This is a genomic window from Scytonema sp. PRP1, from assembly GCF_036697665.2.
GTDB classification, from domain to species: Bacteria; Cyanobacteriota; Cyanobacteriia; order Cyanobacteriales; family Nostocaceae; genus Kalymmatonema; species Kalymmatonema gypsitolerans.
The window spans coordinates 112,569-127,450 of record NZ_JBAHYJ020000068.1 but is presented as its reverse complement, the minus strand read 5'-3'; the positions used below and the strand labels follow the sequence as shown (position 1 = coordinate 127,450).

Here is a 14,882-nt window from a genome sequence, read left to right as displayed (position 1 = left end):
CAATTCATAAAAGTTTTTAGTTAGGAAATTGACTTACACAGTATAATATAGCAATTATTATGACCTCCTTCCCCGGTTCTCCCCGTCTGCTTAAAGGCGCAATCATCGGAGTTGATGTTTTCAACCCCGTCGCCAGTACCATTATTTTTCAATACAATCCCGACATGATGACGCGCACAATTACCGCCCGCACAATGGGGGGTGAAAATGCCGATAGAGGTGAGGCGTTGCGTTTAAAAGGACCACCCCAAGAATCAATTCAGGTGGATGTGGAAATTGATGCCGCAGACCAGTTAGAACAAGCAAAATTTCCCGCTTCTTCTATGGGGGTTTATCCCACATTAGCGGCTTTAGAAATGCTGCTATATCCTAAGTCGGCAAAGGTAATTGCTGATGAAGTGTTGCTAAATTTGGGCGTTATCGAAGTTATCCCGCCAGAAGCACCACTCACGCTATTTATCTGGGGTGCAAAGCGGATTTTACCAGTGCGCTTAACTCAATTTACTATCACTGAAGAAGCTTTTGACCCTGACTTAAATCCTATTCGTGCGAAAGTTAGTCTTGATTTGCAAGTACTCAGTTATCACGATTTGGGACTACTAAGTTTCGGAGGTGCATTATTTATGGTGCATCAAATTACTAAAGAAGTGATGGCAACAATTAACGGTGTAGGCAATCTACCATCAGTATCAGCTTCCTTTTCTTTTGATGCCAATCTTAGTATTGGAGGTTAAAGAAATGGCTAATTGTTAATGGCTCACAACTCACTACTACAGAGCGGCGTAAATAGGGCAACCATTTAAAATCCCTAAAAAGCCCATTCCATAATACTTTTGACTTTTGACTTTTGACTTTTGACTTCCGCCTTGCGGTACTACTTACAACTAATTAATTATGTTTGACCAAACTAGTCGTTATTACAAACTCAAAACATCAACAATTACTGTTACCGATAGTAACGGTATGCCTCGTGAAATTCGTTACGTGCAACGACGGTTTTTACCTACAACTGAAGGTATGGCAACAGTCGTAGAACATACCGTAATCCAGGGCGATCGCTTGGACAATATCACCGCTAGATACCTTGGCAATCCCACCCAATTTTGGCAGGTTTGCGATGCTAACAATGTCTACCGTCCTGATGAATTAGAGGAAATCGGACGTATTATCAAAATTGCTTTGCCCTTTGCGTAAGCAACAGTGAGTAAATAATAACGACCAACCATTAACAAATAATGTTAACCAGCCTACTCGGTGTCCGTCTCATTTTATGGATGGGTGAAATTGTCCCTCGTCCTGCACCTTATGAAGTTACTACTGCCCTTACTAGTGTGGAAGTAACCAATGATTCAGAGAACGGGGACGGCTTTCAAATTACTTTTACTTTGGGTAAGGACAAGACAAGAGATTACAGCTTGTTGCAAAGTAGTTTTCTTAACCCCTTCTCCCGAGTAATAATTGGAGTACTGTTAGGCGTGTCCCCCGAAGTACTAATTGACGGTGTAATTACCCATCACCAGATTACACCCAGCGATGAACCGGGAATGTCTACTCTTACTGTTACGGGCAAGGACATCAGCATTATGCTTGATCTGGAAGAGAGAAATGAAGGATTCAAAAATCAACCAGATTTTTTAATTGTCAACCGTATTCTTGCTAATTATGCTCAGTTTGGTTTAATTCCTCCTTTCCAGGTTACGCCTACGACCGATGTGCCTATTGAGGTGCAACGAGTACCGCGTCAATTTGAAACAGATTTGCAATTCATTCAGCGTTTGGCGCGGCGCAATGGTTTTGTTTTTTACATCGAACCGCTGACGTTTGGTGTAAATACAGCCTATTGGGGACCAGAAACTCGTGTAGGAGTTCCTCAACCTGCTTTGACAATGAATATGGGGGCTTATACCAATGTCACATCATTAAACTTTTCCAATAATTCTCTTGCGCCTGTCGGTACTCAAGGCTCTTTTGTCGAACCTATTACTAAGTTGAGTATCCCGATTCCCCCTCTACCTTCCTTACGGATTCCACCGTTGGCTGGTAGTTCAACTCAGGCTAGGCGCAAAGTCTTATTACGACAGTCAGCAAATCAAAACCCTGCCCAAGCTGCTCAATCTGCGGTGTCAACTGTCAGTAATGCCCCTGAACCAGTAAGGGCAGAGGGCGAATTAGATACAGTTCGCTACGGAAATGTATTGCGATCGCGCAGATTAGTAGGTGTGCGCGGTGTTGGCTTGTCTTATGACGGCAATTACTATGTGCGCCGAGTCACTCATAATATCATGCGGGGCGAGTACAAGCAGAGATTCACACTTAGTAGAGAAGGCACTGGCGCATTGTTGCCAGTGGTAAGACCATGAACAACTCTACGAACAACTCTACCTTTTACGGCAAGTATCGCGGCATTGTCACCGATATTCAAGACCCCTTAATGACGGGCAGAATCAAAGCGAAAGTGCCTGACGTTATGGGCGATCTAGAAAGTGGTTGGGCAATGCCTTGCGCCCCCTTTGGTGGTAGTGGCTTAGGCTTCTTTGCGCTGCCATCTGTAGGTGCAGGCGTGTGGATTGAATTTGAGCATGGCAATCCAGACTATCCTATTTGGTCTGGTTGTTGGTGGGGTTCAGCAGCAGAAATGCCACCTGTACTCCTAGCACCCCCTTACAAAAAGCTGATGATCAAAACTGAGGGCGGTCAAAGTATCTTACTTGACGATACCCCCGGCATCGGCGGCATTACGCTAGAAACCTCTAGCGGGCAAAAAATCGTCCTCAGTGCTACTGGAATTGAGATTGATAACGGACAAGGTGCCACTATCAAACTTACAGGACCACAAGTATCAATTAATAACGGAGCATTGGAGGTGATTTAATGCCGGGACATTTATTGCATCAAGGGGCAACAGTGCTGTGTACTCATGGAGGTCAAGCACAACCAGTTGTACCAAATCCGCGTGTCAGGGTTAGCGGGCAGCCAATTGTTACCCAGCCAAATCCTTATGTAGTCGCAGGTTGTTCCTTGCCACCACCAGCAGGCGGACCTTGCGTAACCGCCCAATGGATTACTGCTGCAACGCGAGTTCGTGCAGGAGGATTGCCTGTTTTGCTGCAAGATAGCCAAGCTATCTGCGCTCCCACTGGTACTCCTTTAAACATAGTAGTTACGCAAGTACGAGTGAAGGGGATGTAAAGTTTACAAAATAAGCAATATGATACAACTAGATTATCCATTCCATTTTGATGGTCGCGGACACACAGCCAGCACTACGCAGAATGACCACATCCCCGATTTAATCGAGCAAGTTTTGTTTACTTCTCCCGGAGAAAGAGTCAATCGCCCAACTTTTGGCAGTGGTATCTTACAGCTGTTGTTTGCACCTAACAACGATGCTTTAGCAGCAGCTACCCAAGCAACTGTGCAAGGTGCATTGCAACAATGGTTGGGCGATTTAATTCAAGTTGAGGCAGTGAATGTTCAAAGCGAAGACTCAACATTGCGAGTAGTAGTACAGTACATTGTGCGACGCACACAACAACGGCAAGTTGCTCAGTTCACACGACAAGCAGTGGGATGAGGAGGGGATGCGGGGACGCGGAGAATTTAGAATCTTCTTCCTGACTCCTGACTCCTCATTCATGACTAATAACTAATAACTAATAACTAATGACCAATGACCAATGACTAATGACCAATGACCAATGACTAATGACCAATGACTAATGACCAATGACTAATGACTATGATTTACTTTTGTTGCAATCAGCGACGTCGAGAGATTGTTGCTGTATCCAGTTATAACGGCATTGATTATCTGGAAGTACTGGACCAAAACACTATTGGCAGTCCTCGTCAACAAACTTTGCTGGTACGGTGCTTCAAACCTGTGTCTGGACTTACTATTGATAATGTGCAAATTGAGGGAGGGACGCGAATTACACCTGTAAAGGTGTTGTGGGCAGCTGCCGCTAATGCTGTTCCTTCACCACCTGCGACTTCTCAAGAACAAGCTTATTTCTCATCTCTCTCTGCTGCTGATCATGTACTGGTGGTGCGAACTGACTCACCAGGCGATTTTTCTACCTACCGTTTGATTCTGAGGCAATCTGCAACTAATTCCGAACCGCCGACGAACTTTGACCCCCAGTTATCAGCAATTGATTTCTCTTTCAAAGTCGAATGTCCCAGTGATTTTGACTGTCGAGATGAACGCATCTGTCCTCCGGGAGTTCAACAGCAACCAGAAATTGACTATTTAGCTAAGGATTTTGCTAGTTTTAGGCAATTGATGCTTGATCGCATGGCGCTGTTGATGCCCGAATGGCAAGAACGGAATTTAGCCGATATCGGCGTCACGTTGGTAGAATTGCTGGCTTATGTCGGGGACCATCTTAGCTATCAACAAGATGCGATCGCCACCGAAGCCTACTTAGACACTGCCCGCCATCGCATTTCTGTACGTCGCCATGCCCGGTTAGTAGATTACCTCATGCACGACGGCTGTAATGCGCGAGTCTGGGTACATATTAAGTTTGCACCACAGCAGCCAACAGATGACGGTAAAGTGCTTTCTGGTCCTTCGCTTGCTAGTCCTGGAACCAGACTACTTACCAAAACAGAAGGATTGAAAGCTGTACTGCTTGCAGATGGCCTGAATGCAGCAGTGAAAGCTGAGGCACAGGTGTTTGAGACAATGCACGACCTTACTCTGTATAAGGCACATAGCAAACTACACTTTTACACTTGGGGAGATGAAGAATGTTGCTTACCTAAAGGCGCGACATCTGCAACTCTCCTCGGAAAATTCCCCAATTTAAAACCAGGGTTTGTGCTGATTTTTCAAGAAGTGCTAGACCCGAAAACGGGAAATCCAGATGATGCCAACCCCGCCCACCGCCATCCAGTTAGACTGACAAAGGTCACGCCAGATACAGATCCTCTAGGTGAATTGTTTGCCAAGCCTCCTAATAAGAATCCTGTAGATATCACCAAACCTCTAGATATCACCAAAATTGAATGGGCAGCAGCAGATGCGCTACCTTTTGCGCTGTGTCTTTCCGCCAAGACAGATAAAAAGGAGTATAAGGAAAATGTCTCTGTCGCCCTTGGCAATATTGTTCTAGCAGATTGTGGTCTAACTGTTTATGAAGACAAAATTAAGGATGGGCAAAACGACGCTGTCCCATCGCCAAAGCTGTTTTCAGTACCATCCTCTAGTGGCGATCGCTGCCAACCTCAACCACCCAAACCTATACCACCGCGTTTTTCTCCCCATCTGCAACAGCGATCGCTAACTCAAGCCGCTAGGGTTAACCTGCAAGCACCCGCTGCTGCTGCTTTTCAATGGTCGATGTCAGAGGTTTTGCCTGCGATCGCTCTCAAAGATAACTACAACAACCCCTGGTTTTCCCGACGTGACTTGCTTGCCAGTGACCAACTAGCACGGAATTTTGTGGTTGAGATAGATGAAAATGGCTTGACAAAATTACGTTTTGGCGATGATAAAAACGGTTTACGCCCTAACGCTGGCACGTCTTTTTCTGCCACCTACCGAGTGGGGAATGGATCTATAGGAAACGTGGCTGCTGAAGCTATAGCTCATATTGTCGTCAATCCACTTATTATCGATCCAACAAGCATCAAAGAATGTAAGAATCCCCTCCCAGCAAAAGGCGGCGTCAATCCAGAAACTATTGAGGAAGTGCGTCAAAATGCTCCTAGTGCTTTTCGCACCCAACAACGGGCAGTTACTCCCGAAGATTATGCAGCAGTAGCCCAACGCCATCCCGAAGTACAACGGGCAGCAGCCACCTTCCGCTGGACAGGTAGCTGGCGAACCGTGTTTGTCACGGTGGATCGTTTAGGTGGTTTGCCAGTCGATACACCTTTCAAAGCAGAAATACGCAGATTTCTGGAAAAGTTCCGCATGGCAGGCTACGACTTGGAAGTAGACGCGCCTTGCTTTGTGTCATTAGAAATTGACATGACTGTTTGCGTACAGCGCGACTATTTCCGCAGTGATGTCAAAGCAACTTTATTGCAAGTATTTAGCAATCAAGTGTTACCTGATGGCAGACGAGGTGTGTTTCACCCAGACAACTTTACCTTTAACCAACCAGTTTATCTGAGTACCCTTTATGCAGCTGCCCAAGCAGTTCCTGGAGTGGCATCTGTGGAAGTCACCAAATTTCAACGCCAAGGAGTCAATAGCAAAGCAGCATTGGAAAAAGGCTACTTGGAACTGGGACGCCTGGAAATTGCCCGTCTCGATAACGATCCAAATTTCCCAGAAAACGGCGTTTTGCGTTTGACGATGGAGGGAGGAAAGTGAAGGAAGAGTGGGTGCGGGGGTGTAAGGGAGAGGAGAAGAATTTTTAACTACTAACTACTAACTACTAACAAATGACTAATTTAAATGATTGTGGCTGTTGTGAAGGGCTAACACCTCAAACGCCAGTTGAAATTTTTAATCGTCCGGGTTTGGATGCTATTGCCTATCGTGTAGGTACGCAAGTACAGTTTAAACACTCTCTACTAGCAAGCCTTACTACATCAGAAGCAGAACTATCAAAACTCTTGGAGTTACACTCAAGAGAGAATGATGACTTCTCTATTGCCTTTTTGGATGCTTGGGCAACTGTTGCTGATGTACTAACGTTCTATCAAGAGCGTATCGCTAACGAATCCTATCTGCGTACTGCAACTGAAAGGCAGTCTCTATTATACTTAGCACGGTTAATTGGTTATAAAGCACGTCCGGGAGTAGCCGCCAGTACTTACTTGGCTTTTACTCTAGAAGACGCGCCGGGTTCGCCTCGTAAAGTACCTATTGATGTCGGTACTAAAGTTCAAAGTCTACCTGAACCTGGAGAGAAACCGCAAACTTTTGAAACTGTTGAGAAGATTGAGGCGAATGCTGAGTGGAATGCAATCAAACCCCAGCTGACGAAAACGCAAACTATCTCTACCATAATGTCATCGGTGCTACTTCAAGGTACTGGCACTAATCTTAAAGCAGGCGATTACCTCTTAATCGTCACCGCCTCCGACAAAAAGGTGCGGCGCATTTTGAGTGTGGAGGTAAATAACGCGGCTGGGGTGACGCGAGTTTACCTGGAACCCTTGCCAACTCAAACAGATGTTATTGCCGCACAAGTTAGCATTTTCAATCAGGCTGTGTTGCCTGCTGCGTTTGTTAGTATCGCCAGCAAGCAAGTATTGAGCCAATGGGAACTAGAATCTTTTGCCTTTGTTCAGGGTTACAGCATCTCAGAAGTAGCCGCTACCATAGCTTCAGCGTATATCAAAGTCGAAGCCACTGATACTGGTGTGTTTGCCTTTCGTACCCGCGCTTCCCTTTTTGGTCACAACGCACCTAAGTGGGATTCATTACCAACTAACCAACGCAAACCTGAGTGGATTATTCAGCGGGACAATGACGGTAACTTTGTCAAGTTTGAGCGGGTCGATCCAGCTTATCCTAACAGTTGGGAAGGACGAACTCTCGCACAAGATACTGGCAACACAAAACAAGTTTATCTCGACAATACCTATTCCAGTATCATTAAGGGCAGCTGGTTGGTACTGCAAAGTCCATCAACCCAGGAAATTTATCAGGTGAATGACAGCACTGAACTTTCCCGCAGTGACTTTGCGATCACTGCTAAAGTTACGCGGCTGACTTTAGATAGTGCTAAAAACTTCAATCAGTTCACCTTAAGAGGGACTACTGTTTTTACCCAAAGTCAAAAGCTAGCGCTGGCTTTAGAACCCGTCACTGAGCCAGTCGAAAATAACGTTATTAAACTTGATAAACGGTACGACGGCTTGAGAAGCGGACAGGCGATCGCTATCTCTGGTATCCGTGCTGACTTTTCCCAAGAACAATATAGCGAAATTGCTATTGTTTCAAATTTTCAATTCAACTCAGCAGAACAACGCACAATTATTATCCTAACAAAGAGCCTGACATATCCTCTCAAACGAAATACGGTAACAATTAATGCTAACGTGACTCTAGCAACTCATGGTGAAACTAAAGAAGAAGTTCTAGGTAGCGGTGATGCCACTCAGCCATATCAACGCTTTGCGCTGCGTTTCTTGCCCCTAACATACGTTAGTTCGCCCACTTCGCCCACCGGTGCAGAATCTACTTTAAAAGTACGGGTAAACGATTTGCTATGGCATGAAGTACCAACTTTGTACGGGCACGATCTGAAAGACAGAGTTTTTGTCACCCGTACTGACGATGATGGCAAAACCACGATTGAATTTGGCGATGGCAAAACTGGCGCACGTCTGCCAACGGGACAGGAAAACATCAAAGCTACCTATCGCCAAGGTATCGGGACAGAAGGACTGGTAAAAGCAGGACAGTTAAATTTGTTAATGACACGTCCCCTTGGGGTGAAAAGTGTTGTCAACCCCCTAGCTGCCACAGGTGCAGAAAATCCCGAATCTTTATCGCAAGTACGCCGCAATGCACCGCTTACCGTTTTGACTCTGGATCGCCTTGTGTCATTACAGGATTACGAAGATTTTGCCCGTGCTTTTGCTGGTATAGCTAAAGCACTTGCTACCTGGACTTGGAACGGTCAAGTGCGGGGTGTATTTGTCACCATTGCTGGTGCTAATGGCGCACAAGTTAAGCCTGACAGCCAAGTTTACAAAAATCTCGTAGCTGCAATGCACTCCTACGGCGATCCCTACGTACCCCTACAGGTACAGTCTTATCGACCAGCTTTTTTCCGAATTACTGCCAAAGTCAAAGTCGATCCCGACTATCAGGAAGAACGGGTAGTAGCAGAGGTGAAACAAGTGCTTTACTCTCGTTTTTCATTTGATACCCGTGCCTTCGGTCAGCCTGTGGCTTTAAGTGAAATAATGGCAATTATTCAACCTGTACCGGGGGTGTTGGCAGTAGATGTGGATTATCTCTACCGCAGTCGTGAGGATGGTACATTTCCTACACCCGACTTACTTCCCCGCCTTCCTGCTGCTGCGCCCCAAGCCGGTACAGATACCGTATTTGCTGCGGAATTGTTAACGCTGGCTTCTGATTCAGCGGATATCAGGACAATGAGGCGATCAAGAGAGTGGGGACTGTAGGAGACGCGGAGAATAACTACTAACCACCAACCACCAACCACCAACTACTAACCACTAACCAAATCCTATGACATATGACATTGATAAGCTTTATAGTTTATTGCCAGCTATTCACCGCATCCGCGATGATGAACAGGGTAAGCCGCTAAAAGCGTTATTGTCGGTAATTGCCGAACAAATTGCTGTCTTAGAAGAAGATTTAGAGCAACTTTATGATGACCAATTTATCGAAACTTGTGCGGAGTGGGTGATTCCCTATATTGGGGATTTAGTGGGCGATCGCACTCTCCATAATGTTAGTGCTAAAACTTACAGTACCCGTGCTGTTGTTGCCAATACTATCCGCTATCGCCGCCGCAAAGGTACTGCTACGATGCTGGAACAATTGGCGCGGGATGTCACTGGTTGGAATGCGCGGGTGGTGGAATTCTTCCAACTGCTAGCGACGACGCAGTACATGAATCACCTGCGACCTGAGAATCGTTCTTGGGTTGATCTGCGGCGTTGGCAACCCTTAGAAAATTTGAACACAGCCTTTGACAGTTTGGCTCATACAGTAGATGTGCGTCGCATTGCTAGTGGTAGAGGACGCTACAACATTCCCAACATCGGAATTTTTCTCTGGCGGTTGCAAGCCTACCCCATCACTAAAGGTACTGCTCGTAAAGTTAGTGATGGTTGCTACACATTTCACCCCCTTGGCATGGACGCAATCTTATTTAACCAGCCGCAAACCGAGGATGAAATTACCCATTTAGCAGAACCAATCAATGTGCCGCAGCCTCTAGGCCGCCGTCCTGTCTATGAGGACTTGGAAGCCCTACGCCAAGCTTTGGCAGATGGCAAGGCAGAAAATGAAGTCAACAGACAAAGTGTTTATTTTGGGACGCAACCAGTTCTACAGGTGTTTCAAAATGGCAGTCAAACACCAATACCTTCACAGCAAATTCTCGTATGCAATCTGAGTACTTGGCGACGCCCATCTGCTACCAAGTCCTACAAACCCAAGCCTACACCAACTGTTCCCAACCCACCGGAGCAAACTTTCTCGATTCAGGTTGCAGTAGATCCAGTGTTGGGAAGGCTAGCCTTTGCCAATGGCGTAACACCAGAAAAGGTAGAGGTGAGCTATGTTTACGGTTTCAGCACTAATATGGGCGGTGGCCCTTACGAAAGGCAACGACAAAATGCAAATTATACAGTGTCCCAAGGAGGAATGAGTTTAGCAACGGCTCTGTCTAGCCTGGGCACTAATAATGGGGTGATTGAAATTGCTGATAGCACCACAATTGAAGAAAATTTCACAATCACCTTAGCATCCAGACAAAGGGTGACTATCCAAGCAAAAAATGGTACTCGTCCTGTCATCTATGGTGGGATAACTATCAACTCAGCTACCGATGCTGCGGTTAACTTGGATGGTTTGCTGATTGCCAAAGGAATTCAAGTCAACGGCACTGCCAATATAACGCTGACAGTGCAACATTGCACCCTTGCCCCTTGGCTGCAACTAGATGATAAGGGTGTGCCCAAGCTTCCAGATACACCTTCAATGAGTTGGGTAGCGCCGACAAGCATTGGTAAACTTGTCCTCGACCATTCTATCAGTGGCAGACTAATTGTTAGCCCTGGCGTGCGGATAGAGGTAAATGACAGCATTATCGATGCTTTGGGCGATGATAAGGTGGCTTTGGCAGCAAGTAGTGATGGCAAAACTACTGCTGGTATTGCCAAGATTGTTCGCACAACCATACTTGGTCTAATATCTGTGCAAGAAATTGAATTAGCAGAAAACAGTATCTTCACAGGTTATGTGACAAGCGATCGCAAACAACAAGGTTGCGTCCGCTTTTGTTATTTGCCTCTAGAATCTCACGTACCGCGTCGCTATTACTGTCAGCCCAATTTAGCTTTGGAACAACGAGCCAAAGAGTTGAACTTAGAATCAATTAGCGACTTGTCTGTACTAGAAAATATGCGCATTCAGGCGCAGATGACGCCTTTATTTACCTCACGGCGCTATAGTCATCCAGGTTATTGCCAGCTAAGTCAGCGCACTCGCGTAGAAATTCGCCAAGGTGCAGACGACGAAGCAGAAATGGGAGCATTTCACGATTTATACCAACCGCAGCGAGAAACTAATCTGAGAGTGCGTTTAGATGAGTACCTGCGTTTCGGTTTAGAAGCAGGAATTATTTACGTTACATGAACTGGTAATAAAAATTTTAGGAGGATTTTTAAATGAAAGGGGATTTTAGCCGTTATACTTTTAATCCGAAAAAGCAGTACAGCGCCGTGCTGATGCAACAAGGGCGAGTACAACTTGATGCTGACTGGAACGAGCAACAAGCAATTAATCAGTACCGTATTGAGACGGAAACCAAGGATATCATTGGGCTGTGCGGCGTACCAGCAACAGGTGGCGGATTTGCAATTAAGCCAATCAAAGGTTTATTAAGGATTTTCTTCGTTAACAGCCAGAAGGGTTGGGTGGTTGGCCAAAAGGGCGATATTCTAGCTACTGCTAATGGCGGACAAACTTGGACACCCCAAACATCTGGAGTAACACAAGATTTGTGGGGAGTCTACTTCCTAACTGAAAATAGGGGGTGGGCAGTTGGTGACTTAGGCACCATCCTCACTACTGCAAATGGTGGTCAGACTTGGACACCGCTACAATTGGCTGACAACAATGATTTATACTCAGTGTACTTTGCTAACGAACAGCAAGGGTGGACAACAGGCTATAGCAATGATATTTTTGTGACTTCTGATGGTGGTCAGTCTTGGATAACTCGAAGACCGAGAGAGACAGAGAATTTTTATGGAGGAGTTTTCTTTGTCAACAACCAGAAAGGCTGGGCAGTAGGTAGTGCGATCGCGACTACTTCCGATGGAGGACAAACATGGAGGCTACAAGCATCTGAGGTACAAGGAGGTGCGAATGGAGTCTTCTTTATTAACGACCAAAAGGGTTGGGTGATAGGCAACAACGGCACTATATTAGTTACGACTAATGGAGGGCAAACCTGGACGCCGCAAACATCTAGGGTGACAGCAGGACTAAATAAAGTCTTTTTTGTAAATGACCAGAAGGGATGGGTGGTAGGCGACAGCGGCACGATCTTGGTTACTAGCGATGGTGGACAAAATTGGACACCGCAGACATCGGGTGTCACAGAAAATCTGCGAGGAATTTCCTTTGCTAGCAATCAAAGGGGATGGGTTATCGGCGACAGAGGAAGCATTTTGGTTACTAGTGATGGCGGACAAACTTGGATACCGCAGTCACAACCTAACAACTTCAGTATCTCTGGAGGTCGTATTTATGTGGATGGCATACTCTGTGAAAATGAGGGAACGCTGTTTACACAGCAACCAGACTTTCCTGGAGCAACTTTTCCCCACAACTCTAACACCTACCTTGTATACCTTGATGTTTGGCATCGTCACATCACTCACCTTGACGATTCACTGATTCGGGAAGTAGCATTGGGCGGACCTGATACGACAACGCGCTTGAAAACTATTTGGCAAGTTAAATTCTTGCCGATTAAGCAGCAAGATTGGGATTACGAACTGGTTCAAAAACTCCTCAAAGAACTACAAGGCGATTTGCGAAAATTATTATCATCAGTTGAGAGTAGCCAACTTCGAGCATCATTACAACAGATTCAAAAAGATATTAATGCAGCTAGTAGTGACCCAGAAAATCTCAAAAATTTACTACAAAAACTACAAAAGTTGCTCAAGCAAGTTGAACAATTCACTGAAGACTCAGAACTTATCAAAAGTATTCAAGCAAAGATAAATCAAATTGAACAGGAACTAGCCAAAGCTTCTGGTTCAATCAGTTGCAATAGTAAACTTCCTGAGTGGGAAGAGTTGACTGCCCCCACTACAGGCACTCTCAATGCCCGTACCCAAACCCCAAAAGACGAAAAAAATCCTTGTTTGCTTCCTGCCAGTGCTGGTTATCAAAGATTGGAAAATCAACTCTACCGCGTGGAGATTCACCAAGGAGGAACCTTTACAAGTGGTTCTGCCAGCACTGTAACCTTTAAGTGGTCGCGAGACAACGGCTCGGTTGTCACTACAATTGAAAAAATCAGCGGTCAAACAGTCACCGTACACGATGTTGGCCCTGATGATGTGTTGGGGTTTGCTAATGAGCAGTGGGTGGAAGTTATTGACGATCGCCTAGAATTATATGGGCAACCGGGGCAGTTACTGCAAATTCAACAAGTTAAGCCAGAAACCCGTGAAATTGTCCTCCAAACTGCACCAACGCCCTTGGCAAGCAACTCTGACGGTGTGGATAAAAAGTTGCATCCCAAGCTGCGACGTTGGGATAGTTCAGGGGCAATAACTCTGACTAATACCTGGATGCCTCTTGAAGGTGGTATTGAAGTGCAATTTTCTTGGGGTAGCTACAAAATCGGCGACTACTGGCTAATTCCCGCACGAACAGCAACAGGTGAAATTGAATGGCCTCCCTATGAATTTCCTAACACCAATCCTATCCCACAACTGCCCTTGGGCATGAAACACCATTACTGCCGCTTGGCAATAGTTAAGTATGATGACGGAATATTGAGTGTCCAGGAGGATTGCCGCAAAATCTTTTCTCCTTTGCCTGAAGTGCAAACTGCTATTCACGTCACTGATACTAACTGGTCGAATGATGATTTATTTTCGCTAGTGCAATTGAGAGAGGAAGGATTACAAGTTACCCTGGATGCTGCACCCGTAACTGAGTCTGTGAGTGCGGCAACGATGATTGTCACGCTCGAAGTGCCTTTTAATAATAATATCTCACTGAGTTATATCCTTGAGAATGCCTCAATTACAACTACATATAACGTCATTCGATGGCAGGTTGGAGGGCAATTGTTAGAACTGCTATCTCAAGTACTGCAAAACAATAGTTTGGCGCGTATGCGCGTGACTTTAAAAGGACACACTATCTGGACTCAGCAAAGCGATCGCCTCATCTATGTAGACGGGCAGGCATTTGGAAAACCTGGCGGAACGCGAACGGGTACAAACCAACAACGCACGGCGCTGATTTTTCCATCAGGGGCTGGTGTACGGGCAAGCGACTTTGAAAGCTGGTTCTATATCGGTTCACAACTATTACAAATTAAGAGTGTCAGCTTTATTTCTGCCTTACCTGAAAGACCTGAGCAAGTCAGCAGTGCTGGAGTAATCAACTTCCCACTCACTTCCCCAGCCAATGTTCAATTCTATCAGGAAGAAGAAGTGAACGTGGTTGAAATCACCTTCAACCGAACTGTTCGTCCCGACGGACTCGGTAAGAATGGCACACCTCAGAGCGTACATTTAGATTTTATTAATGCAGACAATCAACTAAGTAAGATAGACGGCGATATCATTATGGTGGACAGCGAAGTTGTGCGATTCTTTGCTAGAGAGCGCGGCAGGCTTCAGTTTACTGGTACTTACCGCCTGACTGTGTTCGGCAATGACACTGAAAATGGTCCTGCTGTCAAAGCACAAGACGATGATGCATTGCTCGATGGAGATTTTAACAGTCAACCAGGCGGAAACTTTGAGTTATTCTTTTCAGTAGTTATACGTCCTCCTAGATAATAACTAGAGCGTGGTATGGGCATTGATCCGAGATAGCTGCATATTCGGAAATTAAGGCTGAAAACTATTATTCTACTTAGGTTTGGTAATTTGCTACTTGTTTGTACTTAACAGCGTTATAGGCAACGAAAAATCAAGCCTTAAGAGCCTATCCGAAAACCTTG

Annotated in this window: 10 protein-coding genes; all 10 read left to right on the top strand. The window is 45.5% G+C overall.

Annotated elements, in window-relative coordinates; genetic code table 11:
* Positions 1-59: 59 nt before the first annotated feature.
* The 10 genes from V5G28_RS14580 to V5G28_RS14535 all read left to right on the top strand — a co-directional run bounded on the left by V5G28_RS14580 (position 60) and on the right by V5G28_RS14535 (position 14,718).
* Positions 60-734, top strand: a complete 675-nt coding sequence (locus V5G28_RS14580; RefSeq protein ID WP_336230733.1) for a hypothetical protein — start codon at positions 60-62, stop codon at positions 732-734.
* Positions 735-894: 160 nt separating this feature from the next.
* The gene (locus V5G28_RS14575) at positions 895-1,194 is read left to right on the top strand and encodes a LysM domain-containing protein (RefSeq protein WP_336230732.1); all 300 of its coding nucleotides are present in this window, start codon (positions 895-897) and stop codon (positions 1,192-1,194) included.
* 41 nt (positions 1,195-1,235) lie between these two features.
* Positions 1,236-2,360: a phage late control D family protein gene (locus V5G28_RS14570; protein WP_336230730.1), complete on the top strand. Its 1,125-nt coding sequence runs from the start codon at positions 1,236-1,238 to the stop codon at positions 2,358-2,360.
* On the top strand, positions 2,357-2,872 hold the full coding sequence (locus V5G28_RS14565) for a phage baseplate assembly protein V (RefSeq protein ID WP_336230727.1): 516 nt from the start codon (positions 2,357-2,359) through the stop codon (positions 2,870-2,872). Before V5G28_RS14570 ends, V5G28_RS14565 begins: the two co-directional genes overlap by 4 nt.
* Positions 2,872-3,189 carry a PAAR-like protein gene (locus tag V5G28_RS14560; protein ID WP_336230726.1) on the top strand — a complete coding sequence of 106 codons (318 nt, stop codon included), beginning with the start codon at positions 2,872-2,874 and terminating at the stop codon, positions 3,187-3,189. Before V5G28_RS14565 ends, V5G28_RS14560 begins: the two co-directional genes overlap by 1 nt.
* A gap of 19 nt (positions 3,190-3,208) precedes the next feature.
* Positions 3,209-3,574: a GPW/gp25 family protein gene (locus V5G28_RS14555; protein WP_336230724.1), complete on the top strand. Its 366-nt coding sequence runs from the start codon at positions 3,209-3,211 to the stop codon at positions 3,572-3,574.
* Positions 3,575-3,733: 159 nt separating this feature from the next.
* The gene (locus tag V5G28_RS14550; protein WP_336230722.1) at positions 3,734-6,328 is read left to right on the top strand and encodes a putative baseplate assembly protein; all 2,595 of its coding nucleotides are present in this window, start codon (positions 3,734-3,736) and stop codon (positions 6,326-6,328) included.
* 71 nt (positions 6,329-6,399) lie between these two features.
* Positions 6,400-9,105: a putative baseplate assembly protein gene (locus tag V5G28_RS14545; protein WP_336230720.1), complete on the top strand. Its 2,706-nt coding sequence runs from the start codon at positions 6,400-6,402 to the stop codon at positions 9,103-9,105.
* Positions 9,106-9,172: 67 nt separating this feature from the next.
* Entirely contained in the window at positions 9,173-11,314 is a 2,142-nt protein-coding gene (locus tag V5G28_RS14540) for a hypothetical protein (RefSeq protein ID WP_336230719.1), read from the top strand.
* A gap of 32 nt (positions 11,315-11,346) precedes the next feature.
* The gene (locus tag V5G28_RS14535) at positions 11,347-14,718 is read left to right on the top strand and encodes a DUF6519 domain-containing protein (protein WP_336230718.1); all 3,372 of its coding nucleotides are present in this window, start codon (positions 11,347-11,349) and stop codon (positions 14,716-14,718) included.
* Positions 14,719-14,882: the final 164 nt, after the last annotated feature.